The sequence below is a fragment of the Irregularibacter muris genome (assembly GCF_024622505.1).
Taxonomy (GTDB): domain Bacteria; phylum Bacillota; class Clostridia; order Eubacteriales; family Garciellaceae; genus Irregularibacter; species Irregularibacter muris.
In genome coordinates this window covers 94398-115095 of record NZ_JANKAS010000010.1, presented here as the reverse complement: position 1 = coordinate 115095, position 20698 = coordinate 94398, and the positions used below count along the sequence as shown (strand labels likewise).

The window sequence follows — 20698 nt, the reverse complement described above, 5'->3', positions numbered from 1 at the left end:
ATGGAGCTGACTGATACTAATCGGTCGAGGGCTTGACCTAAAAGAATTTTCCTTGTGTAGATTTCAAAGAGCATAAACTCTAAGAAAGATTCCGTGACAATAGCGGAGGGGTCACACCTGTTCCCATGCCGAACACAGAAGTTAAGCCCTCCAGCGCTGATGGTACTTGGACGGTGACGTCCTGGGAGAGTAGGTCGTTGCGGGATTTTTTTTATTTTTTGAAAAGACATAAGGGACTGCCCCCTTGTGTCTTTTGTTTATTTTTAAGGTGTGTTTTCCTATAGGGCTTTTTGCCTATCTAGGGGGTACAATGTTATAATGATTGGGTGGTAGGCACAGGATAAAATGTCCCAGGAAAGGAGCTGAATTTTATGAAAAAAGGAACTTTATTTTTTATTGCTATTGTTCTTCTATTATTTATGATTAGTGGCTGTGCACAATCTTCCAAAACAGTTTTAGAGGAGGCCCTTACAAAAACAGAGAAAATCCAGTCACAGCAGACGTCCGTAGAAATGAAATTTAATATGGATGATATTTCATCAGATAATCTTGAAACACAAATGATGGCAGGATTATTGCAAAATTCCAGTGTAAAGGTGGATACAAAGGTAGAAGGTGAAAAAAGCCAATCAAATATGAAACTATCCATGGCAGGATTTATCACAGTGGAAGGAGTTACATATACCGATGGCGATAAAGTAGCGATGAAATATCCTTTTATCAACAATCTATGGGGGATAGGGGATCGATACATTCTATATAATACAAAGGATGTATCCCCAGAGCAAAATAATGAGATGCAAATGATACAGGATGAGCAGATGATAGAGTTTAATAAACTATCAAGAAAAGCTCTAATAGATCAAATTGATGAAAAACAAATTGTAATCAATAAAGGGGTAGAGTTAGAAACTCCCAATGAGGTAGTAAAGGGAACAGAGTATGTCATTACCCTTCCAAAGGATAAAGCCAGTAGCTTTGTAAAACAAATCCTTTTAGATAGCCTAAACAATGATATAACAAAAGATATGACCATAGAACTTTTAATGCAACAAGCAACCTCAAGGGATATAAATCTTACCCAAGAAGAGATAAAAAATAATTCTAGTGAGGCAATTAATAAGTTCTTGAAGGCTTCTAATATGGAAGTAGATCTTAAAATGAGTTTTATTTTAGACAACAAAAACTATATTAGAGGGGCAAATACTGTTGTTGCTATAAGTATTTTAGACTCTGAGACACAGCAAACTACAAATCTTTCAGTAAATATCCATCAAAAATCATGGGATATTAATCAAAAACTAGATATTGATATTCCAGATTTCAATGATGAAAATAGCATCTCTATTGAGGAAATAAACAATACTCTTCCCAATAAAGATGTTGAATTGGACGAGCAAAATCCAGAAGATATTAAAGAAAATACTAAAGAAGAAAATGATTCTAGCCAAAATAAAGAATCAAAATCAACGTCAGAGCCTAATAAAACACAATCTAGTAATCAGGTAGATATTAAGCTTTATTTTATGAATCAATATATTGTAGAGACAGGTAATGGAGATTATAATGATATGGTAACTGAGGTACGAAGTGTAAAGAAAGATGGAAGAGCCATTGAGCAAATCATCCTAGAAGAATTAAAAAAAGGACCAAGAGTTGCCAATGCCCAAAGCATGTTCACAAAAGATCTTACTACTCGTAGTGTTACTGTCAAAGATGGAATTGCTTATGTAGATCTTTCTAGTGAGAATTTATACGGGGCAAGTATACAAGAGATAGGAATTACTCAGCAAATCATTTATTCTCTAACAGAATTAGGGAATATAGACAAGGTGCAGTTTTTAGTGGATGGAGCAGTCAGAGAAAGCCTTATGGGTCATGGAGATATCAGTTATCCCTTGGGAAGATTCTAAGAAAGCTTCTTTTATTTAAAAAGGTGGTTTTCTCAAGAAATATCTCTTTTGTTTATGATAAGCTTTATAATATTTTGTTTCTTTTTTCTTATAATATATATTAGGAATTGGGACACAATATTAGGAGATTAGTGGGGTGAAGAATTATGGATAAGGGAGAAAAATGGTTGGCTCTAAAGGAAGAATGTACAAACTTTTTTGAAAAGAACTTTCAGGATACAAGAAAAGATATTGTATTTGGAGCGGGTGATTTAGATGCAGCGATTATGCTCATCGGAGAAGCCCCCGGAAGGCAAGAGATAGAGCAAAGAAAACCCTTTGTGGGGGCTGCCGGTAAAAACTTAGATGAGTTTATAGAAATCCTTCAAATAGATCGTAGAGATATCTATATCGGTAATGTAGTTAAGTTTAGACCCTTTAAAATAAATCCCAAGACCAATCGGCAGGTCAATAGACCTCCCACCCAAGAAGAAATTAGTCTTTGTAAGCCCTATTTAGAAAAAGAGATAGAGATTATAGAGCCAAAAATAATCGTGACCTTAGGGAATACGCCTTTAAAAGCCATAAGTGAAGATCAAGAAATAAAAATAGGAGATGTCCACGGAAGTCCTATGACCATTCATTTACCTCAATACCAAAAACCCTTGAATATTTACCCTCTTTACCATCCTGCGTCCATCATATATCGTCGACAATTAAAGGAGATCTACATTGAGGATGTAAAGAAATTAAAGAGGATTATTCATTCCTAAAAATTATCATAACCCTTACAAAAATGTGATTGATAATAAAATAGGAGGGTATAAAAACTATTGATATCACACATAATGAATATAAATGTATGATATAGTTGTTTTATGAAATAAATTATTTAAACAAGGAGGAGAAAAGAATGCAAAAATATGAATGTCTTGCATGTGGCTACATTTATGATCCAGAATTAGGAGACCCAGACAATGGAGTTGCACCAGGAACTACTTGGGAAGATGTACCAGAAGATTGGGTATGCCCACTATGTGGAGTGGGAAAGGATATGTTTCAACCTATAGATTAATTTTATCCATTACATAATCATTAAAATGAGTATTGGCATTAGGGCAGTTAGGAAATATTCCTAGCTGCTTTTATTTTGATATAGGAAAGTTTATTTCCTTGCGAACAAGACTAACTTTCCTATATTACGAGAAGCGGTGCTAGGCGCTTTTTTGTTGGTAGGATGAGAAAAATATAAAAGCCAGTTAGATTATAAATAATCTAACTGGCTTTTATATTTTTTGAGCTGAGATCTGCTTTTTCATATATTGGACAATTAGCTCATCTAAAACACAACTCTGCTTATAAACTTCTTCATTTTTTAAGGGGCTATTAGAAATTAAATGATAGAGCATTTCACGGTTTTCCTGTAATTTTTTCATTTGATTCATGGAAATACCACCTTTTTTGTTGTTACTCATAGTATATTATAAGAGACTTTATAATACAATACCTAACATAGATGAAATATATAAAACTATACTACATAATAGTGTATAATATTACAATATATAATACTTTATGATAATATATGACATAATATAGCACATTATAGTATTGTATATTAATTTATAATACTATTATATTGTGTGGAGTATTTCTATGTGTTATTATGAACATATAAGATAACGTTTCGGAGGAATAATATGGAATATGAATGGCTGATGGTGGAGGAAGTGGCGGATATGCTACGATTAAACACAGTCACAATATATAGATGGCTTAGAACCAATAAACTAAGGGGAATAAAATTAGGGAAAGAGTGGAGAATTAGACAATCTGACCTGGAAGAATTTTTACAATCCCATTATAATGATGTGTAGAAACACATAGATAAGAAGGATAAATGAAGATATTATTAAAATCTAGAGGTGAGAAAAATGAAATATTGCAAAAATTGTGGGGCAGCCACTGAAGATAAGGCCAACTTCTGTTCAAGTTGTGGGGTAGCATTGCATAATAAACCCCCGGTGAATGAATATAGACCACCAGTACATGAATATCATAGTCCTATGCCTTCAGACTACTCTGAACCAATGAGCACGGGTTTAAAGGTATTATTTTACTTGCTAACGATAGCTATGCCATTGGTGGGCATTATTATAGGATTGATCTATCTAAATGATCCTATGGAAGAAAAGAAGAGATTTGGGAAAGGGTTGCTTATATTTACAGTGGTTTGGGGAATAATCTGGCTGATTGTCTTACCTATCATTGGTTTTTCAGTCTTTAGTATGTTTATGAGCGATGGATATTATTACTATTAGAAAAAGAGGAGACAAAACAATATGGCCTTACGGTGTAGCCAAGAAGTAAAAAGAAGAGAAATATCTCCCTGGAAATGGATGGTGGGAATTTTAATATTTATATTGATGATCAATGCCAGTATCAATATGCTTAACCATTTGTCCAATGCCAGATTGGCGGGATATGTGAGTATTGGAATTATAGGAATAACCATTTTAATCAATATAAAATTAATCAATCACTATTTAACTACCTATGAATATACTTTAAGTCATAATAAATTAAGCTTTAATAGGAGCTTGGGAAAACGTACAAGGGAGGTCATACAGGTACCTCTAGAAGATATTCACTCTATAATCGCTTTACCTCGATTAAAGAAGGATAACTGTCTTAAAAAAAAGGCAGCAAAAAGATATAAATTTGAAATAGGAAAAGTTCAAGATAGGAGCTACTATAGAGGTTATTTTAAAGCGAATAATAAATTCCATACCTTCCTATTCCAACCCAGTGACAAAATGATAGAAGCATTGGTAAAGGAATTAGGGGAAGAAAGAATAATAAGATAAAACCAATTGGACTTAAAATACATCCCGGGGTGTATTCTTAAAGATAAGATTTTATTTCAATAAAAAAAGACCCTAGGGTCTTTTTTTATGAAGTAAGAAAGTTGGTCATGTCCCTTTGGGACTAAGCTTTTCTATTTTTCTAGAGCTGCTTTGCTGTTATTCTTATAATAAGCTATCCAACTTAGAAGCATATTGGCTTTTATCCTGGGCACCTACCAAACGATCAACTTCTTTTCCATCCTTAAAGAATAAAACAGAAGGAATACTCATTACCCTGAATTTTCGTGCTAAGTCTTTTTGTTCATCAACATTTAGCTTTGCTACTTTGGCTTTACCATCATATTCTCCTGCTAAATCATCGATAATAGGTCCTACCATTTGACATGGTCCACACCACTCAGCCCAGAAGTCCACCAATACAGGTTGATCACTTTTTTCTACCTCTTGTTCAAAATTATCCTGGGTTATGATAACAACTTTTTCATTAGCCATGATAACATTCTCCTTTCATCATATCTTTAATATTATTACCCATATTCCTTTAACTTTATCATAACATATTTTGATAAAGTTTCAATACATATTATGCATTAACTTCAATTTTTGAAGTGATAAAAATTTAATATAATCCATGTCCCTAGATTAATCGTTAATAATAGACAAATATTCAAAATAAAATAATATTAGGAGCCAATGGAATGAAACTTTTAAAAAGTGGTAATAATCAAGATAATAAAAAACTTAAATGGGTGATGGATATGAAAAAAATGAAAACCTGTGGTTTTTGTGGGAGTATGCGCATAAAAGGTTTATACGTCCTAAGTCAGTGGATGTGTAGTGAGTGCGAGGAAAAACTCTTACAATCTAGTTCAGAGGATCCTGATTATGAAGACAACGTAAACAAAGTAAAAAATGCTTGGAAAAGTCATTGTTTAGTCAATAAAAAATAGTGAACTCAAGAAAAATGCGTGGTAGTTACACGCATTTTTTTTATAAAAAAGTTGGTCATGCCCTTCGGAAGTAAATTTTCTGATATTTCTATAGGGAGGATAGCCGCTTTATAGTAGGAGAGATAGAGAATATATTGTCCATTTTTAGAAAAAATAAAATATTTAAAAAATAAAGAAGGAATTTTTAAGAAAGTAGCGAATATATATTAGTATAAAAATGTAACCGCTTACAGACTGTTATATACAATATAGTCCTAAAGGAATTATTAATTTTGCGATATTTTTTTAAAACAAAATGTAACTGGTTACATCAAAATGTAAAGGGGGATTAACATGGCAGATGCAACAACTAAAAAATCAATAGATAGTGAACATTCACTATCAGCAGTTGATCAAGGCAGTAGACAAGGTTTTTGGGCAGTACTTGTAGTAATGGTAGGTTTTACTTTTTTTTCTCCTAGCATGACAGCAGGGGGAAATCTAGGCATTGGCCTGAACATGAGAGACTTCTTTGTGGCTATGATTTTGGGAAATGCATTTTTAGGATTGTATACTGGAGCTTTGGCCTATATTGGTCAAAAAACAGGACTTACTTTGGATTTATTGGCTAGATATTCCTTTGGAGAAAAGGGATCCTATTTGCCTTCAGCATTAATCAGTTTTACACAAATTGGCTGGTTTGGTGTAGGGGTAGCCATGTTTGCTCTACCTGTGGGAACTTTATTTAACATCAATACCACACTTTTGATTGTAGTAACCGGTATTTTAATGACGGCAACAGCCTATAAAGGAATTAAAGCTCTTGCAGTTTTAGGTTCAGTGGCTGTTCCACTAATTGCTATTTTAGGAATATATTCTGTCAATTTTGGAATTAACCAAGTAAATGGCTTTCAAAATGTCTTTGCAGAAGTTCCTGCAGCACCCTTGACCATGGCAGCAGCTCTTTCCATCGTTATCGGTAGCTTTGTCAGTGGAGGAACAGGTACGCCTAACTTTACTCGTTTTTCTAAGACCCCTAAGATTTCGGTATGGGCTACTGTAATCGCCTTCTTTATCGGAAATAGCATAATGTTCATCTTTGGAGCGGTAGGGGGAGCTGTTACGGGAAGTCCTGATATCTTTGACATCCTAATTTCCCAAGGACTGATGATACCAGCAATTGTGGTATTAGGATTAAATATTTGGACCACCAATAATAATGCTCTATATACCTCAGGACTAGGTCTTGCCAATATCACTAAAATTAAAATGCAGCCTATGGTTCTTATTGGAGGCGCCATTGGTACAGTGGCAGCTCTATGGCTATATAATAATTTCGTAACCTATCTAAGCTTACTTGGAGGCATGATTCCACCAGTTGGCGTAGTCATTATCATTGACTACTTTATGAATAGAAAGAATTATGAAAATGAAGCTTATGAGAAAAAATCAATTAATACAGGGGCCATTTTGGCTGTGGTAGCAGGTTCTTTAGTAGGAGTATTTGTAAAATGGGGAATTGCTCCAGTAAACTCCTTAGTGGTATCCGCTGTAGTCTATTATGCATTTGAGTTAATCAATAATAAATAAGTTGTTATATTCATTAAAATTCAATTTGTCAATGCTCTGAGGCGAAGTGTTTGTAAATTCATGCCAGGACACGCCTGCAACTTGTTGGTGCTCAAACACTTAACTTGAAACACCTGGATTGCTTCATTAACAAACCCTAAGCCTCTAGGCAAAACAAAATCTCTATTTACTGAGTACAATAAGTCTAATAACTATTTGAAAGGGGAATGTCAACATGCTTATTAAAAATGTATTTTTAGAAAATGGTACTGAAAAAACAGATATTTTAATTCGAGACGGAAAGTTTGCAAAAATAGGGCCCAATATTACAGCACCAGAAGGGGTAGAAGTGATCGACTGCAATGAATGTATGGTATTACCCCAATTTATAGAATCCCACGTTCATTTAGATTCTGCTCTAACGGCTGGAGATCCTCGGTGGAATTTATCGGGGACTTTATTTGAAGGAATAGCCTGCTGGTCTGAAAGAAAAGAAAAACTTACTAAGGAAGATGTAAAGCATAGAGCCACAGAGGCCATCAGAAAGCAAGCTGCCAACGGTATCGGCCATGTCCGTACCCATGTAGATGTTACTGATCCTACCCTTATTGGGGCAGAGGCTATGCTGGAATTACGAGAGGAATTAAAGGATATTGTCAATATTCAAATCGTTGCTTTTCCTCAAGAAGGGATTATGAGTTATCCCAACGGGGAACAATTAATGGAAAATGCAGCAAAAATGGGAGTAGACGTATTAGGAGCCATTCCTCATTTTGAATTTACACGGGAATATGGGGTAGAAAGTTTAAACTATACCATGAAATTAGCAGAAAAATATGATTTATTGGTAGATGTGCATTGTGATGAAATAGATGATGAGCAATCTAGATTTGTGGAAACGTTAGCGGCCAGAGCCTATGAATCAGGATGGGGAGAAAAAGTTACCGCCAGCCATACCACAGCAATGCACTCCTATAACAATGCCTATGCATCAAGATTATTTAGACTTCTAGGCATGAGCAAAATGAATTTTGTGTCCAATCCATTGGTCAATACCCATCTTCAAGGACGCTTTGATACTTATCCAAAGAGAAGAGGAGTAACTAGAGTAAAAGAATTACTGGCAGCAGGAATCAACGTATCCTTTGGCCATGATGATATTTTTGATCCCTGGTATCCCCTAGGAGATGGAAATATGAGAGATGTAGTGCATATGGGATTACATGTATGCCAAATGATGGGTTATGAAGAAATTCTAAACTCCTATAAATTAATTACCCATAATGCAGCCAGAACCCTACATCTAGGAGAGAGCTATGCCATTAAAGAAGGGAATCCAGCCAGCTTTATTGTATTAAATTCGGATAACTTCTATAATGCCTTAAATGAGAAAAAAGAAGTACTCTACAACTTCACCAAGGGCAAGTTAATCGCAGAGACAGCACCAGCTAAAAAAGAAGCTTTATTCTAAGAAGCTTGATTACAAGGACGGCCATGGGTCGTCCTTTTCATTTGTTTTTTTGTCTTCTCTTCTCGAAATAACAATGATATAATAAACTCATCATGTAACGGGTTACAATATGTGAGGTGACATCATGGCAAATATAAGAGAGGTAGCGAAGAAGGCTGGAGTTTCTGTGGCCACTGTTTCAAGGGTGTTAAATCATCCCCATACCGTGTCTTCTCCCACCATGGAGCTAGTGCTAGCCACTATGGAAAAAATGCAATACACCCCCAATGGATTGGCTAGAAGCCTTGCTTTAAACCGCAGCAGTACCATAGCCCTACTTATTCCCAATATCTTAAACCCCTTGTATCCTCAAGTGGCAAAAGGGATAGAGGATGTAGCTCATCAAAAGGGGTATAATATTCTTTTGTGTAATACCGAAGAAAAGCAAGATAAGGAACAAGATTATGTAGAGATGCTATTGGAAAAAAGGGTAGATGGCATCATCTTAACGGCCAGTCAGTTAAAGGAAAAAGACATCCAGAAAATAAAAAATCAGAATATCCCCTTAGTTTTAATCGGAAGAAATATAGAAAATATGGAAGCCAATATGGTATTTACCGATTACTATATGGGGGCCTATCAAATGACTCAACACTTAATAGAGATAGGCTATAGAGAAATAGCTCATATTACAGGACTTAAATGCCAGGAGGAGAGTAAGGAAAAGTTAAGGGGCTATGAAAGGGCAATCCAGGAAGCAGGCATATCCTTGAAAAACAATTGGATTATAGAGGGAGATAATGAGATTGAAGGGGGATATCTGGGGGCAAAAAAATTATTAAGATTAAAAGAACCACCCCAAGCCATTTTTGCAGCCAATGATCTTATGGCTATTGGAGCAATAGATGCCATCAAAAGTAATGGGCTAACTATTCCTGGGGATATAGCTATTGTGGGCTTTGACGATATTAAAATGGCCTCCTTAGTAGAGCCCAAGCTTACGACCATATCTCAACCTGTTTATAAGATGGGATTAATTGCAGCTCGTCTTTTATTTGAAAGCATTGAAAGCAAGCATAATGAAGAGGAGTTTAATCAGAAGATTTTTTTGCAACCTAAGTTGATGGTTAGAAAATCCTGTGGACATGAAGATAGAGTGCGGGAAATTTTCAATTAAGGGGGAGAGAATATATGGATTTATCAGTAAATTTCATAGGTTTATCCTTAAAAAATCCTATCATTATATCAGCAGGGCCTTTGACCGGTAGTGGGGAAATGATGAGAAAAGCGGTGGAAGCTGGAGTTGGAGCGGTGGTGACCAAGACCATTGCCAATGAGATTAGACCCAATGTGAGACCTCGTCTGGTGAAAGGAAAGGGAGGAATACAAAATATTGAGCTATATAGTGATTTTAGCTTAGAAGAATGGGAAAATGAGATTGCCTATGCCAAAAGCTATGGAGCGGTGGTTATTGCCAATATACTGGGGCATACCCCTTCAGAAATCGCCTATATCGCTAGGACTGTAGAAGGCTTTGGAGCCGATGCCCTTGAATTGGGAGTTTCTTGCCCCCATGGGGAGGGGCTAGAAGGAGTAGTTTCTGAACCTACTGAGCTATACAATCTTACAAAGGAAGTAGTCAAACGGGTGGATATCCCTGTGATGGTAAAACTATCCTCCAATGTATCCAATATCGTTAAATTGGCCAAAGCAGCCGAAGAGGGAGGAGCTTCCGCTATTAGTGGTATAGATACCGTAAGGTCCATAGCAGGGGTAGACATTGAAAGGGGAAAAACCCTACTACCTACCTATGGTGGGTATTCTGGTCCTGCCATACGCCCCCTAGGATTGGCAGCTATAGCCTCCATATCCCAGGCCATAAACATTCCTGTCTGTGGTATAGGGGGAATAGACAGTGCCCAAAATGTTTTAGAGTATATGATGTTGGGAGCTTCTACAGTTCAAATATGTACCTCCATTATGTTAAAGGGACATGAGCATATAGGGAAAATAATAAAGGATCTGGAAGAATGGATGGACCAACATCAGCATAAAAGTTTCCAAGAGATTAGGGGTATAGCATTGGCATCTTTAAAATCCTTTGAAGAAATAAAGGTAGAACCCTATGTATCTCGGGTAAAGAATGAATGTAATAAGCAATGCTTTGAACAATGTGCAAAGGTATGTATCTATCAGGCCATTGAAAAACAAGGGAGTAGACTACAGGTTAATCAAGAAAAATGTACAGGGTGTGGGCTATGTGTTAGTATGTGTCCCAATAATGTCTTTGAATTGGTGTGGAAAGAGTGAAGAATACAATATAAGGAATAGCTCTATGGGCTATTCCTTATATTGTATCGAGGGAAATCCCCCAGGAGAGATTTTTAGAAAAAATTATAAGATATAGGTAAAATGATGGGGAAATTATCATATAATAGAAATAACAGGCATGGACAAAAGTGTTATACAATCATCTGAAAACAATTTGTTACACGGATCAGTTAAAATAGTAAATGAAAATTAACGAAAAGAGGATAATATCATGACAGAAAACAAAGGAAAACTTATTGTTATAGAAGGTGTAGATGGCAGTGGAAAAGAAACCCAGACAAAAAAATTGTTTGAGAGGCTAGAGAAAGAAGGTATAAATATAAAAAGAGTTGCTTATCCCAGATACCATGAACCCTCTTCTGCTATGGTCAAAATGTATCTCAAGGGAGAGTTTGGGGAAAAACCTGAGGATGTAGGCCCTTATATTGCTTCCACCTTTTATGCCATAGATAGATATGCCTCCTACAAGCAGGACTATGGAGAGTTTTATCATCAAGGGGGTATAGTGATTGCCGATAGATATACTACCTCCAATATGGTACACCAGGCAGGAAAGATTGTAGATCCGGTAGAAAGGGAGAAGTTTTTACATTGGTTGTGGGATTATGAATTTAATTTATATGGTCTGCCCATCCCTGATCTAGTATTTTTTCTAGATATTCCCGTAGAAACCAACCAAAAACTAATGGAGGGGAGAAAAAATAAATTCTCTGGAGAAATGGAGCAAGATATCCATGAAAAGGATAAAGAACATTTAATACAATCCTATAAAAATGCTCTTTCATTGGTGGATAAATACCATTGGACAAAAATTTCCTGTGTAGAAAACCATCAATTAAAAAGTATTGAAGAGATTCATGAGGAAATATACCAAATCTTTAGGGAAAAAATGATCACAAATTGAGGTAAAAATATAAAATATAAATTTTTTATCAAAAATAAGGGAGGAATAAAAATGAAAATGATTATTGCCATTGTGCAGAATGAAGATGCTCACTTATTAATTGATGCTTTAATGGACAAAGATTTTAGTGTAACTAAGCTTGCCACCACTGGAGGTTTTCTCAAGGTGGGAAACACCACCCTATTGATTGGGGTAGAAGATGAAAAGGTGGAAGGTGTTTTAGAGATCATCAAGGAATTTGGGAAAAATAGAGAACAAATTATTACCACGACCACACCCTCTGCCTATGGGACAGGGATGTATTCATCCTATCCTGTTTCAGTACAAGTAGGAGGGGCAACTGTGTTTGTGGTGGATGTAGAACAATTCTTAAAATTTTAGAAAAGAGGAAAAGTATTGTTTGAAGAAATTATCGGACAAGAAAAGGTCAAAGAAATATTAGTTCAAGCCATAAAAAAATCTCAGGTATCCCACTCCTATATTTTCACTGGACCCCAGGGGACACAAAAATCAGAGATGGCCCATAATCTAGCAAAGGCTCTATTTTGTACCCAGGACAATCCCCCTTGCCATCATTGTGTCCCCTGTGAAAAAATGCAGGAAAACAATCACCCTGATCTCGTGGAAATTTTCCCCCAGGGTCTTCATTTACGTATTCAACAAATAAGGGAACTACGACAAAATATTTCTATAAAACCCTATGAAAGTTCCTATAAAATTTATATTATACACAATGCAGATACTATGGGGACTGCAGCACAAAATGCATTGCTTAAAACCCTAGAAGAACCGCCTTCCTACGCTGTTATTATTCTATTGACAACCAATTTACAAGGCCTTTTGCCCACCATAATTTCTAGAAGTCAAGTATTGCAATTTAACAGGATAGCCCAACAGCAGATTGAAAAATATCTTATGGAGCAAAAGGGAATGGATGAAGATAAAGCAAAAGAGATTGCCATTCTCTCCAATGGCAGCATAGGCAAAGCTATAGAGAGCATAGACCAAGAGGGTCTTTTCACCGAAAGACAAGAGCTTTTACAATATCTTTTGAAAATTATTAGGGGAGATATGGTTTGTGCTTTCTCCACTGCGGTGTGGCTGAAGGATCGTAAAGAACAGATAAATGAGTGGTTGGATTTTCTAATCCTTTGGTTTAGAGATATCACTCTCTATAGAGAATTAGGGGACAACCCTTGGGTGGTGCATAGGGAGTATAAAGAATTATTGAAGGAATTCTCAACCTATTTATCAGATGAGCAAATACATGCTATAATAGAAGAGATAGACAATAGTAAAAATAATTTGAAGGCAAATGTAAACCTTCAGTTAAATATGGAGGCAATGCTACTAAAAATGCAGGAGGAATAATATGGTAAAGGTAGTGGGAATACGTTTCAAAAAGGCAGGAAAAATTTATTATTTTGATCCTTTAGATATAGAAATCCAAGCAGGGGATTTTTCTATAGTAGAAACGGCACGGGGAGTAGAATATGGAGAGGTGGTCGTAGGCCCCAAGGATGTACCTGAGGAAGAAATTGTACCTCCCATAAAGCCGGTGATTAGAAAAGCCGCTGAGGAGGACCATGAAAGGGCCCGGGAAAACCGAATAAAAGAAGAAGAGGCTATGCTCATCTGCCAGGAAAAAATAGAAAAACACAATATGGAAATGAAACTTATTGATGTAGAATATACCTTTGATAATAATAAGGTGATTTTTTACTTTACGGCTGAGGGTAGAGTAGATTTCAGAGAGCTAGTGAAGGATTTGGCTTCGGTGTTTAAAACCAGAATAGAATTAAGACAGATCGGTGTGCGGGATGAGGCCAAGATGCTAGGGGGTATAGGCTCCTGTGGCGTTACCCTATGCTGTTCTACGTGGCTGGGCGATTTTGAACCTGTTTCTATAAAAATGGCTAAGGAGCAGAGTCTGTCCCTAAATCCAAATAAAATCTCAGGGATTTGCGGGCGATTGTTATGTTGTTTGAAATATGAACAAGAAGCCTATGAAAGTGCAAAAGCTATCTTGCCTCCTGAGGGAGAAAAGGTAGAGACCCCAGAAGGTATGGCCGTGGTGGTGAGAGTGAATCTTTTAAAGGAAACAGTGAAAGTAAAATTGCTTGGGGTAGATGAACCCACATTTTTGGAGTTTTCAGAAGCAGAAATAAACTGGCCAGGAAAGAAAAAAAATCATGGTTGCTGTGCAGCCAACAAAGAGCAAGAAGGGGGATGCTGTTGTGCAACCTCCCAGGGGAATGATAAAAATTGCCCTTCCCATTCTTAGTTAAAAAAATATTAAAATATTGCATTTTCCCCTTTCCAACTTGGCCATATTGTGGTTAAATAAGAAAGGAAGAGGTTATTACTTTTCGAGGAGGTGACCAGTGATGGCATATTTTATCACTGACGATTGCATCAGTTGTGGTGCATGTGAGCCAGAATGTCCAGTAGGTGTTATTAGTGAGGGAGACGACAAATACGTAATTGATCAAGATGGATGCATTGATTGCGGCGCTTGTGCAGACGTTTGTCCAGTAGATGCCCCACAGCCAGAATAAAGTTTTATTCATAAGAAAGCGACTATGTTCGCTCTAATGCGATAGAAAAGTTTGTTTCCTTGCAGGCAAGACAAATTTTTCTATCGCACAAAAGAGATCCCTATGGGGTCTTTTTTTTCAATTTCCCTTTACTTTGCTGGAAAGGTGTAATGATGCATGGGGTGAAGATGGACAATTTTCTTTTTGTGTAGGAAATTTATCAATGGGCTAAGACTACTGGTGATTTTAACGAGATTAACCAATGGAGATAATGTAATGGAATATACTATTCAGAGACATACTAAGCTATTGAACAAGAAAATATTGAATACTCCATAAAAATAGAGACTGTGGTATACTGTGGTTACCCACAAAATGTGGATAACCCACAATGTTTTGTGGGTAACCATAGCCTTGTCCACAAAATATATAAAATGGTGGTAAAAATGATGAAAAATATTCCTTTAAAGAAAAAAGAAAGAATAGATGATTTGCAAATAAATAACTTAAAAATTATCCAAAATACAGAGAAATTTTGCTTTGGTATGGATGCCGTACTTTTGGCTAATTTTGCAGCCCAAGAGATCAAGAAAAAGAATTTGGTCCTAGATTTAGGCACAGGCACAGGAATTATTCCCTTGCTTCTATGGGCAAAGGCTCAGCCTAAAAAAATTATTGCATTAGAAATACAAGAGCAAATGGCGGAGATGGCCAAAAGAAGTGTCTTACTTAATGGATTAGAAGATACTATAGAGATACTTCAGGGAGATATTAAAAATCCGCCAAAGGAGATTTATCCCAATACCTATGATGCTATTGTGACCAATCCCCCCTACATGAAAAATATAAGTGGTCTTCAAAACCCTGAACAATCCAAAGCCATTTCCAGGCATGAAATTTTATGTAGCCTAGAGGATGTCCTGAGGACTTCTAAAAGACTCTTAAAACCCCGAGGCAAATTTTATATGATCCATAGAAGTCACCGCCTAGTGGATATTTTGTCCCTCATGAGGGAATTGCATATAGAGCCCAAAAGAATAAGATTTATTCAACCCACTAGGGAAAAGGCTCCCAACCTAGTATTGATCCAAGGAATAAAGGGAAGCAAACCTGAAGTCACTATAGAGTCCCCTCTGTATGTTTATGAAGATAATGGAGATTATACCCAAGAAATATATGATATTTACCAATGGCAAAAGGAGAAATAACCATGAATGAAGAAAAAATAGGTACCATGTATTTTTGTTCCACCCCCATAGGGAATTTAGAGGACATTACCCTAAGGGTATTGAATACCTTAAAGAAAGTGGATTTAATAGCAGCCGAGGATACTCGCCATACCGTTAAACTATTAAACCATTTTGAATTACGGGTTCCCCTCACAAGTTATCATCAACACAATGAAAAGTCCAAGGCAGATGAACTTATTGACCTTTTAAAGCAAGGGAAAAACATAGCTGTGGTGTCTGACGCGGGAATGCCGGGTATTTCAGATCCAGGAGAAGAATTAGTTCAAAGATGCATTGAAGAAGATCTTCCCTTTACTTTATTGCCGGGGGCAAATGCGGCCTTGACTGCTTTAGTATTATCGGGACTTCCCACAAGATATTTTGTATTTGAAGGATTTTTATCTAGGGATAAAAATGAGCGAAGCATACAATTGGAAAGAGCGGAAAAGGAAACCCGCACCATGATCTTTTATGAAAGTCCCCACCGCATTCTCAATACATTAAAGATACTAAGAGAACATTTGGGAAATAGATCCATTGCCCTGGGTCGGGAATTGACAAAACAATACGAGGAGATCTGGAGAGGTCCTATTGAAGAAGCTCTAGAAGAATTTCAAACCAGAAAGCCTAGGGGAGAATTTGTACTGGTGGTCAAGGGACTATCCCAAGAGGCTTTAGAGGAGGAGAAAAGAGAACAATGGGAAAAATGGTCCATAGTGGAGCATTTAGAATATTATATGGAACAGGGAAATAATAAAAAAGATGCCATGAAAATCGTGGCCAAGGATAGGGGATTATCCAAAAGAGAGATTTATCAATATACTATAGAAAATAAAGAAAAATAAAAAAGCACAAAAAAATACCCATGGAAATCTCCAAAGGCGATAAATTCATCTCATTCTTTGCTCCTATAAAAGTTTTGTATATTTTCTAGATTAGCTAAAAAGATCATACTGGAAAAATAAAAAGTAAAGCCAATTAGGGGACCAGTAAAAATAAGCACGAAACTCAAGGACGAGCAAAGAATAAAGAATGACCAACGGTGATCAATAAAGAAATTTAACAACTCATCTAACATGATAGTCTCCCCCTTTTACTATACATTGTGATCTATTTCTTATTATAAGCCTTAGATGAAACAAAATTGTCTCTGAACTATTGTCAAAAAGTATAAATCCATTGGCTATATTGTCTTCATATTGGGAAAAGCCTTATAATATATATACCTAAATCATCCAATAATAAACAAAATCTCCTATTAGAAAGTAGGAGATTTTGGCAATAAGTATGATTATTTTAATTCCTCAAGACAATCAGGACAAATATTTTTATTTTTGAAAGTCATAATATCTTTAGCCTGTCCACAGAAAACACAAGCAGGTTCATATTTTTTTAGCATAATATATTGATCATCAACAAAGATTTCTAAGGAATCTTTTATGTGAATATCTAGAGTACGACGTAATTCCACAGGAATAACAATCCTGCCTAATTCATCGACCTTTCTAACAATGCCAGTGGATTTCATTGATCTACCCCCCTTTCTACATTTTTCGACATTTGGAGCTACTTAAATAATAACAAGTTTTCCATAAAAAGTCAATCAAAGGAGAAAAGATTTTCCATAATTTTTCTTCATACATAATTGTCAGGTAGTCATCATAAAAAGTACCAGAGGAAATAAATACTTATAAGGGTGATGGATCATGATAAAACCAACAGCCATAAGGCCAGGGGATTGTATAGGTTTAATTTCTCCAGCCAGTGGAATGGAGCTAAGTTTTTTAAAGGGAGGAATAGACTGGCTAGAGGGTCAGGGATTCAAAATAAAAAAAGGGAAGTTCATACAGGAGAAAAAAGGTTTTTTAGCAGGTAGCATTCAACAGAGAGTATATGATTTGCATCAAATGTTTGAAGACCCGGAAGTGAAGGGTATTCTATGTATTAGAGGGGGATATGGTACTTTGCCCCTTTTGCCCCATATTGATTATGATGGGATAAAGAACAATCCGAAGGTATTTGTAGGCTATAGTGATATTACAGCTCTTCATCTAGCCATAGGTCAGAGGACTGGATTAATTACTTTTCATGGTCCCATGGTAGCTGAGTTAGGAGAAGATGTTCCTAGCGACAACAAAGCTATGCTGAAGAAGGCATTAATGGAGAAGAAACCCCTGGGAGAAATCACTTTTCCTAAAGATAGCCTAGGACTGAAAACTATATATCCAGGGAGAGCCACAGGAAGACTAATAGGGGGAAACCTAAGCGTGATATGCGCAACCTTAGGTACACCCTTTGAAATAGATTGTAAAAATAAAATTCTCATCCTAGAAGAGGTAGGAGAGGCTAATTATAAAATCCATAGAATGCTCAGTCAATTGAACTTAGCTGGTAAACTAGAGGATGCCCTTGGTTTTATCCTAGGAGAATTTACAAACTGTCCAGAGGATGCCCAATATCCCTTAGAAGAAATCCTAGAGGAATTTTTTGTACCCCTGAAAAAGCCCACCCTTTGGGGAGTAAAATGCGGTCATGGAAGGTATAAGGCTACCTTGCCATTGGGTTGTCAAGCCTCTATAGTGAATGAAAAACTAATTCTTGAAGAGGCAGGAATAAGTGGATAGGCCAATGGACCTGTCCTTTTATGATAAAATACAAAAGTAGAAAGGAAAGAAAAAATGAAAAGAATTTATCTTGTAGATTTTGATGGCACTATCACCCAAAAAGATACCAATGACGCCATGGCAGATACCTTTGCTCCCAAAGAGTGGAGGGAAATAGATGATAAGTGGAATAGGGGAGAAATCCCTACTAAGGATGCTATGGAACAAATATTATCCATGGTGGCTGCTACTGAGGATGAATTAGATGAATTTTTTACATCTCTTCCTATTGATCCTGGTTTTAAAGACTTTGTACAATGGGTGGAAAAACGGAGAGAATCTATCTATATTATTAGTGATGGCATAGATTTTAGCATCAAGCGTATTTTAAAACAACATGGATTGGAGGATATCCCCTTCTTTAGCAATAAAATCTCCTTTAGTGGGGAGGAAATAAAGGTATCTGTATCCCAGGAGAGACTAAAGGGATGTACCTACGGCACTTGTAAGTGCAAAGTAATGGAAAATATTAAAGGGCAATATCCTAAGAACAGACAAGTAGTGTTTATAGGAGATGGTTATTCTGATGCCTGCGTAGCCCCAAAAACCGATCTTATATTTGCTAAAGGAGTGCTGGCAGAGTATTGTCAGCAGGAAAATATAGATTTTCATCCCTTTAAAGATTTTGGAGATATTTTACAAGAATTAGACAAATAAAGAAAGGTGATAAGAATGACAAAAGCAAGATTAAAAGAGATGATCGATGAGAGTTCCAATATCGTATTCTTCGGTGGTGCCGGTGTATCCACTGAAAGCAATATCCCAGATTTTAGAAGTGAAGAGGGAATATTTAAAGCAAAAACCCAATATGGATACCCACCAGAAATTATACTCAGCCATAGCTTTTTTATGAGTCACCGAGAAGAGTTTTACGACTTTTATAGAAATGTAATGATTTACAAAGATGCTAAGCCCAATCCAGCCCACTTTGCCTTGGCTAAACTGGAACAAGAAGGTAAACTGAAGGCTGTCATTACCCAAAACATAGATAATTTACATCAAATGGCAGGAAGTAAAGAAGTATTGGAACTTCATGGATCTGTTTTTAGAAATTATTGCATGGATTGCTATAAGGATTATGGATTAGAAGATATATTGGAAAGTCCAGAGATTGTACCAAAATGTAAGAGCTGTGGGGGGAACATTAAACCCCATGTGGTTTTATATGAAGAAGGTTTAGACAATGAAATTATACAAAAGGCAGTATCTTACATAGCCCAGGCAGATATGCTCATCATAGGAGGGACTTCCCTAGCTGTATATCCGGCGGCCGGTTTAGTGGAGTATTATACTGGGGACAAATTGGTGCTTATCAATAAATCTCAAACATCTTACGACAGTCGCGCCAATCTAATTATTAACGAAAGCATTGGAAAGGTATTGGGAGATATTGTTTTGTAGGGGATATAAGAATTAAGCGTCATATCAGGAGAAAAATACGTCGTAGACTGCCCTTCTTTTCATGATAGGAACAGCTGGATTAGTTAAATTCCGACTTGCTACGTTTGGGGTAAGAGTTTGTAAAATTTGCTTTCAGCAGCGTCAAAAACTCGCTTTGCTCAAACACTTGACTTAAAACGCTTCCAGCTACATTAACAAACTCTAAACCCTTACACTACGTCAAGTCTCCATTTAACTAATCCAGCTGACCTGCAAACAGTGCGTTATAAAAAGGCTTGTCATCCTGAACGTTAACGAAGGATCTTAGACCCAAAAGACAAACATAAGATGCTTTGTTTCCTTCAGCACGACAGTCACTTTTTACGACGCACTATTTATGTGTCAGCTGGGGGAGTTAAATGGAGATTTTGCTTTGTGAAGAGACTTAGAGTTTGTTAATGAAGCTATATAGGGGCTTTAAGTCAAGTGTCTGAGCGTAGCGAGTTATAGGCGTGTCCTATATAGCGAATTTACAAACTCTTGGGCTCAAACATGAGCAAATTGGAATTTAACTCCCCCAGCGGCTGAGATTAATGGGTAGGGACAGTCTACGACGTATTTATCTATAGATCTTCCCCGTCTAAAATCCCTAATTCCGTTAAGGACTTCGTTAAGGATTGTACTTCCATATGCAACTGACTGAATTTGCTCTTTATAGGACTTTCCTTTTCTATACGAATAATCCCCTCATCATTAGAAAGCTCCTTGATCCATTCTTCTAATTCAGAAATAGTAGAAATGGCCTTATTAATTTCCTCATCAATGGTACTTATCTCATCGTTGGTTTTATTTGTAGACATGGTAAACCTCCCTAAAAAAATTCAGACTTATTATATCATATTTCCTATTATATCACTATATAGATTAATTATAATGTAAATCTGTAT

Annotated in this window: 25 protein-coding genes and 1 rRNA gene; 22 read left to right on the top strand and 4 right to left on the bottom strand. The window is 36.4% G+C overall.

Annotated elements, in window-relative coordinates:
- Positions 1 to 89 precede the first annotated feature (89 nt).
- The 4 genes from rrf (at position 90) to rd (ending at position 2967) form a co-directional block, all read left to right on the top strand.
- Positions 90 to 206 (top strand): 5S ribosomal RNA (gene rrf / locus NSA47_RS11220).
- A 165-nt stretch (positions 207 to 371) separates the two neighbouring features.
- A complete protein-coding gene (locus NSA47_RS11215; protein WP_257532036.1) occupies positions 372 to 1913 on the top strand; it encodes a GerMN domain-containing protein in 1542 nt (513 codons plus the stop codon).
- A 146-nt stretch (positions 1914 to 2059) separates the two neighbouring features.
- Positions 2060 to 2665 (top strand): uracil-DNA glycosylase, encoded by a 606-nt coding sequence (locus tag NSA47_RS11210; RefSeq protein ID WP_257532035.1) that lies wholly within the window; start codon positions 2060 to 2062, stop codon positions 2663 to 2665.
- Positions 2666 to 2805: 140 nt separating this feature from the next.
- Positions 2806 to 2967 carry a rubredoxin gene (gene rd / locus NSA47_RS11205; protein ID WP_257532033.1) on the top strand — a complete coding sequence of 54 codons (162 nt, stop codon included), beginning with the start codon at positions 2806 to 2808 and terminating at the stop codon, positions 2965 to 2967.
- A 211-nt stretch (positions 2968 to 3178) separates the two neighbouring features.
- Here the strand turns inward: rd and NSA47_RS11200 are convergent, their stop codons facing one another.
- Positions 3179 to 3337 carry an aspartyl-phosphate phosphatase Spo0E family protein gene (locus NSA47_RS11200; protein WP_257532031.1) on the bottom strand — a complete coding sequence of 53 codons (159 nt, stop codon included), beginning with the start codon at positions 3335 to 3337 and terminating at the stop codon, positions 3179 to 3181.
- 255 nt (positions 3338 to 3592) lie between these two features.
- On the opposite strand from NSA47_RS11200, the gene NSA47_RS11195 reads away from it, so the two are divergent.
- Genes NSA47_RS11195 through NSA47_RS11185 form a run of 3 tightly spaced genes read left to right on the top strand, consistent with a single transcriptional unit; the run spans position 3593 to position 4759 of the window.
- Positions 3593 to 3769 (top strand): helix-turn-helix domain-containing protein, encoded by a 177-nt coding sequence (locus tag NSA47_RS11195; protein WP_257532029.1) that lies wholly within the window; start codon positions 3593 to 3595, stop codon positions 3767 to 3769.
- Positions 3770 to 3826: 57 nt separating this feature from the next.
- The gene (locus NSA47_RS11190; RefSeq protein ID WP_257532027.1) at positions 3827 to 4213 is read left to right on the top strand and encodes a zinc-ribbon domain-containing protein; all 387 of its coding nucleotides are present in this window, start codon (positions 3827 to 3829) and stop codon (positions 4211 to 4213) included.
- 21 nt (positions 4214 to 4234) lie between these two features.
- Positions 4235 to 4759 carry a DUF6106 family protein gene (locus tag NSA47_RS11185; RefSeq protein WP_257532025.1) on the top strand — a complete coding sequence of 175 codons (525 nt, stop codon included), beginning with the start codon at positions 4235 to 4237 and terminating at the stop codon, positions 4757 to 4759.
- A 162-nt stretch (positions 4760 to 4921) separates the two neighbouring features.
- On the opposite strand, the gene trxA is transcribed toward NSA47_RS11185, so the two are convergent.
- Entirely contained in the window at positions 4922 to 5251 is a 330-nt protein-coding gene (gene trxA, locus NSA47_RS11180) for a thioredoxin (protein ID WP_257532023.1), read from the bottom strand.
- A gap of 206 nt (positions 5252 to 5457) precedes the next feature.
- Between trxA and NSA47_RS11175 the strand changes: the two genes are divergently transcribed.
- From NSA47_RS11175 to rsmI, 12 genes are all read left to right on the top strand, one after another.
- Entirely contained in the window at positions 5458 to 5709 is a 252-nt protein-coding gene (locus NSA47_RS11175) for a sigma factor G inhibitor Gin (protein ID WP_257532022.1), read from the top strand.
- Between the two features lie 333 nt (positions 5710 to 6042).
- Positions 6043 to 7278: a cytosine permease gene (codB, locus tag NSA47_RS11170; RefSeq protein ID WP_257532020.1), complete on the top strand. Its 1236-nt coding sequence runs from the start codon at positions 6043 to 6045 to the stop codon at positions 7276 to 7278.
- Between the two features lie 214 nt (positions 7279 to 7492).
- Positions 7493 to 8728, top strand: a complete 1236-nt coding sequence (gene codA, locus NSA47_RS11165; protein ID WP_257532018.1) for a cytosine deaminase — start codon at positions 7493 to 7495, stop codon at positions 8726 to 8728.
- A gap of 124 nt (positions 8729 to 8852) precedes the next feature.
- On the top strand, positions 8853 to 9884 hold the full coding sequence (locus NSA47_RS11160) for a LacI family DNA-binding transcriptional regulator (protein WP_257532016.1): 1032 nt from the start codon (positions 8853 to 8855) through the stop codon (positions 9882 to 9884).
- Between the two features lie 14 nt (positions 9885 to 9898).
- The gene (locus NSA47_RS11155; protein WP_257532014.1) at positions 9899 to 11017 is read left to right on the top strand and encodes a 4Fe-4S binding protein; all 1119 of its coding nucleotides are present in this window, start codon (positions 9899 to 9901) and stop codon (positions 11015 to 11017) included.
- A gap of 232 nt (positions 11018 to 11249) precedes the next feature.
- Complete coding sequence (locus NSA47_RS11150) at positions 11250 to 11942, top strand: dTMP kinase (RefSeq protein WP_257532012.1); 693 nt, start codon at positions 11250 to 11252, stop codon at positions 11940 to 11942.
- Positions 11943 to 11993: 51 nt separating this feature from the next.
- Positions 11994 to 12323 (top strand): cyclic di-AMP receptor DarA, encoded by a 330-nt coding sequence (gene darA, locus NSA47_RS11145; RefSeq protein WP_257532010.1) that lies wholly within the window; start codon positions 11994 to 11996, stop codon positions 12321 to 12323.
- A 15-nt stretch (positions 12324 to 12338) separates the two neighbouring features.
- On the top strand, positions 12339 to 13313 hold the full coding sequence (holB, locus tag NSA47_RS11140) for a DNA polymerase III subunit delta' (protein ID WP_257532008.1): 975 nt from the start codon (positions 12339 to 12341) through the stop codon (positions 13311 to 13313).
- 1 nt (position 13314) lies between these two features.
- A complete protein-coding gene (locus NSA47_RS11135) occupies positions 13315 to 14226 on the top strand; it encodes a PSP1 domain-containing protein (RefSeq protein WP_257532007.1) in 912 nt (303 codons plus the stop codon).
- Between the two features lie 103 nt (positions 14227 to 14329).
- A complete protein-coding gene (gene fdxA, locus NSA47_RS11130; protein WP_257532005.1) occupies positions 14330 to 14500 on the top strand; it encodes a 4Fe-4S ferredoxin in 171 nt (56 codons plus the stop codon).
- A gap of 428 nt (positions 14501 to 14928) precedes the next feature.
- Positions 14929 to 15687 carry a tRNA1(Val) (adenine(37)-N6)-methyltransferase gene (locus tag NSA47_RS11125; protein ID WP_257532003.1) on the top strand — a complete coding sequence of 253 codons (759 nt, stop codon included), beginning with the start codon at positions 14929 to 14931 and terminating at the stop codon, positions 15685 to 15687.
- A 2-nt stretch (positions 15688 to 15689) separates the two neighbouring features.
- The gene (gene rsmI / locus NSA47_RS11120) at positions 15690 to 16553 is read left to right on the top strand and encodes a 16S rRNA (cytidine(1402)-2'-O)-methyltransferase (RefSeq protein ID WP_257532001.1); all 864 of its coding nucleotides are present in this window, start codon (positions 15690 to 15692) and stop codon (positions 16551 to 16553) included.
- Positions 16554 to 16999: 446 nt separating this feature from the next.
- On the opposite strand, the gene NSA47_RS11115 is transcribed toward rsmI, so the two are convergent.
- Entirely contained in the window at positions 17000 to 17236 is a 237-nt protein-coding gene (locus NSA47_RS11115) for an AbrB/MazE/SpoVT family DNA-binding domain-containing protein (protein ID WP_257531999.1), read from the bottom strand.
- Positions 17237 to 17414: 178 nt separating this feature from the next.
- On the opposite strand from NSA47_RS11115, the gene NSA47_RS11110 reads away from it, so the two are divergent.
- The 3 genes from NSA47_RS11110 to NSA47_RS11100 are packed head-to-tail and all read left to right on the top strand — an operon-like array spanning position 17415 to position 19772.
- Positions 17415 to 18332 (top strand): S66 peptidase family protein, encoded by a 918-nt coding sequence (locus tag NSA47_RS11110; protein ID WP_257531997.1) that lies wholly within the window; start codon positions 17415 to 17417, stop codon positions 18330 to 18332.
- Between the two features lie 54 nt (positions 18333 to 18386).
- Positions 18387 to 19028 (top strand): MtnX-like HAD-IB family phosphatase, encoded by a 642-nt coding sequence (locus tag NSA47_RS11105; RefSeq protein WP_257531995.1) that lies wholly within the window; start codon positions 18387 to 18389, stop codon positions 19026 to 19028.
- A gap of 15 nt (positions 19029 to 19043) precedes the next feature.
- Complete coding sequence (locus tag NSA47_RS11100; RefSeq protein WP_257531993.1) at positions 19044 to 19772, top strand: NAD-dependent protein deacylase; 729 nt, start codon at positions 19044 to 19046, stop codon at positions 19770 to 19772.
- A 602-nt stretch (positions 19773 to 20374) separates the two neighbouring features.
- On the opposite strand, the gene NSA47_RS11095 is transcribed toward NSA47_RS11100, so the two are convergent.
- Positions 20375 to 20611 (bottom strand): hypothetical protein, encoded by a 237-nt coding sequence (locus NSA47_RS11095; RefSeq protein ID WP_257531992.1) that lies wholly within the window; start codon positions 20609 to 20611, stop codon positions 20375 to 20377.
- Between the last annotated feature and the right edge of the window lie 87 nt (positions 20612 to 20698).

What these genes read in the sequence shown, in the direction of transcription:
- NSA47_RS11215 (WP_257532036.1), top strand. Translation starts at nt 372, where the DNA reads ATGAAAAAAGGAACTTTATTTTTTATTGCTATTGTTCTTCTATTATTT.
- NSA47_RS11210 (WP_257532035.1), top strand. Translation starts at nt 2,060, where the DNA reads ATGGATAAGGGAGAAAAATGGTTGGCTCTAAAGGAAGAATGTACAAAC.
- rd (WP_257532033.1), top strand. Translation starts at nt 2,806, where the DNA reads ATGCAAAAATATGAATGTCTTGCATGTGGCTACATTTATGATCCAGAA.
- NSA47_RS11200 (WP_257532031.1), bottom strand. Translation starts at nt 3,337, where the DNA reads ATGAATCAAATGAAAAAATTACAGGAAAACCGTGAAATGCTCTATCAT.
- NSA47_RS11195 (WP_257532029.1), top strand. Translation starts at nt 3,593, where the DNA reads ATGGAATATGAATGGCTGATGGTGGAGGAAGTGGCGGATATGCTACGA.
- NSA47_RS11190 (WP_257532027.1), top strand. Translation starts at nt 3,827, where the DNA reads ATGAAATATTGCAAAAATTGTGGGGCAGCCACTGAAGATAAGGCCAAC.
- NSA47_RS11185 (WP_257532025.1), top strand. Translation starts at nt 4,235, where the DNA reads ATGGCCTTACGGTGTAGCCAAGAAGTAAAAAGAAGAGAAATATCTCCC.
- trxA (WP_257532023.1), bottom strand. Translation starts at nt 5,251, where the DNA reads ATGGCTAATGAAAAAGTTGTTATCATAACCCAGGATAATTTTGAACAA.
- NSA47_RS11175 (WP_257532022.1), top strand. Translation starts at nt 5,458, where the DNA reads ATGAAACTTTTAAAAAGTGGTAATAATCAAGATAATAAAAAACTTAAA.
- codB (WP_257532020.1), top strand. Translation starts at nt 6,043, where the DNA reads ATGGCAGATGCAACAACTAAAAAATCAATAGATAGTGAACATTCACTA.
- codA (WP_257532018.1), top strand. Translation starts at nt 7,493, where the DNA reads ATGCTTATTAAAAATGTATTTTTAGAAAATGGTACTGAAAAAACAGAT.
- NSA47_RS11160 (WP_257532016.1), top strand. Translation starts at nt 8,853, where the DNA reads ATGGCAAATATAAGAGAGGTAGCGAAGAAGGCTGGAGTTTCTGTGGCC.
- NSA47_RS11155 (WP_257532014.1), top strand. Translation starts at nt 9,899, where the DNA reads ATGGATTTATCAGTAAATTTCATAGGTTTATCCTTAAAAAATCCTATC.
- NSA47_RS11150 (WP_257532012.1), top strand. Translation starts at nt 11,250, where the DNA reads ATGACAGAAAACAAAGGAAAACTTATTGTTATAGAAGGTGTAGATGGC.
- darA (WP_257532010.1), top strand. Translation starts at nt 11,994, where the DNA reads ATGAAAATGATTATTGCCATTGTGCAGAATGAAGATGCTCACTTATTA.
- NSA47_RS11135 (WP_257532007.1), top strand. Translation starts at nt 13,315, where the DNA reads ATGGTAAAGGTAGTGGGAATACGTTTCAAAAAGGCAGGAAAAATTTAT.
- fdxA (WP_257532005.1), top strand. Translation starts at nt 14,330, where the DNA reads ATGGCATATTTTATCACTGACGATTGCATCAGTTGTGGTGCATGTGAG.
- NSA47_RS11125 (WP_257532003.1), top strand. Translation starts at nt 14,929, where the DNA reads ATGAAAAATATTCCTTTAAAGAAAAAAGAAAGAATAGATGATTTGCAA.
- rsmI (WP_257532001.1), top strand. Translation starts at nt 15,690, where the DNA reads ATGAATGAAGAAAAAATAGGTACCATGTATTTTTGTTCCACCCCCATA.
- NSA47_RS11115 (WP_257531999.1), bottom strand. Translation starts at nt 17,236, where the DNA reads ATGAAATCCACTGGCATTGTTAGAAAGGTCGATGAATTAGGCAGGATT.
- NSA47_RS11110 (WP_257531997.1), top strand. Translation starts at nt 17,415, where the DNA reads ATGATAAAACCAACAGCCATAAGGCCAGGGGATTGTATAGGTTTAATT.
- NSA47_RS11105 (WP_257531995.1), top strand. Translation starts at nt 18,387, where the DNA reads ATGAAAAGAATTTATCTTGTAGATTTTGATGGCACTATCACCCAAAAA.
- NSA47_RS11100 (WP_257531993.1), top strand. Translation starts at nt 19,044, where the DNA reads ATGACAAAAGCAAGATTAAAAGAGATGATCGATGAGAGTTCCAATATC.
- NSA47_RS11095 (WP_257531992.1), bottom strand. Translation starts at nt 20,611, where the DNA reads ATGTCTACAAATAAAACCAACGATGAGATAAGTACCATTGATGAGGAA.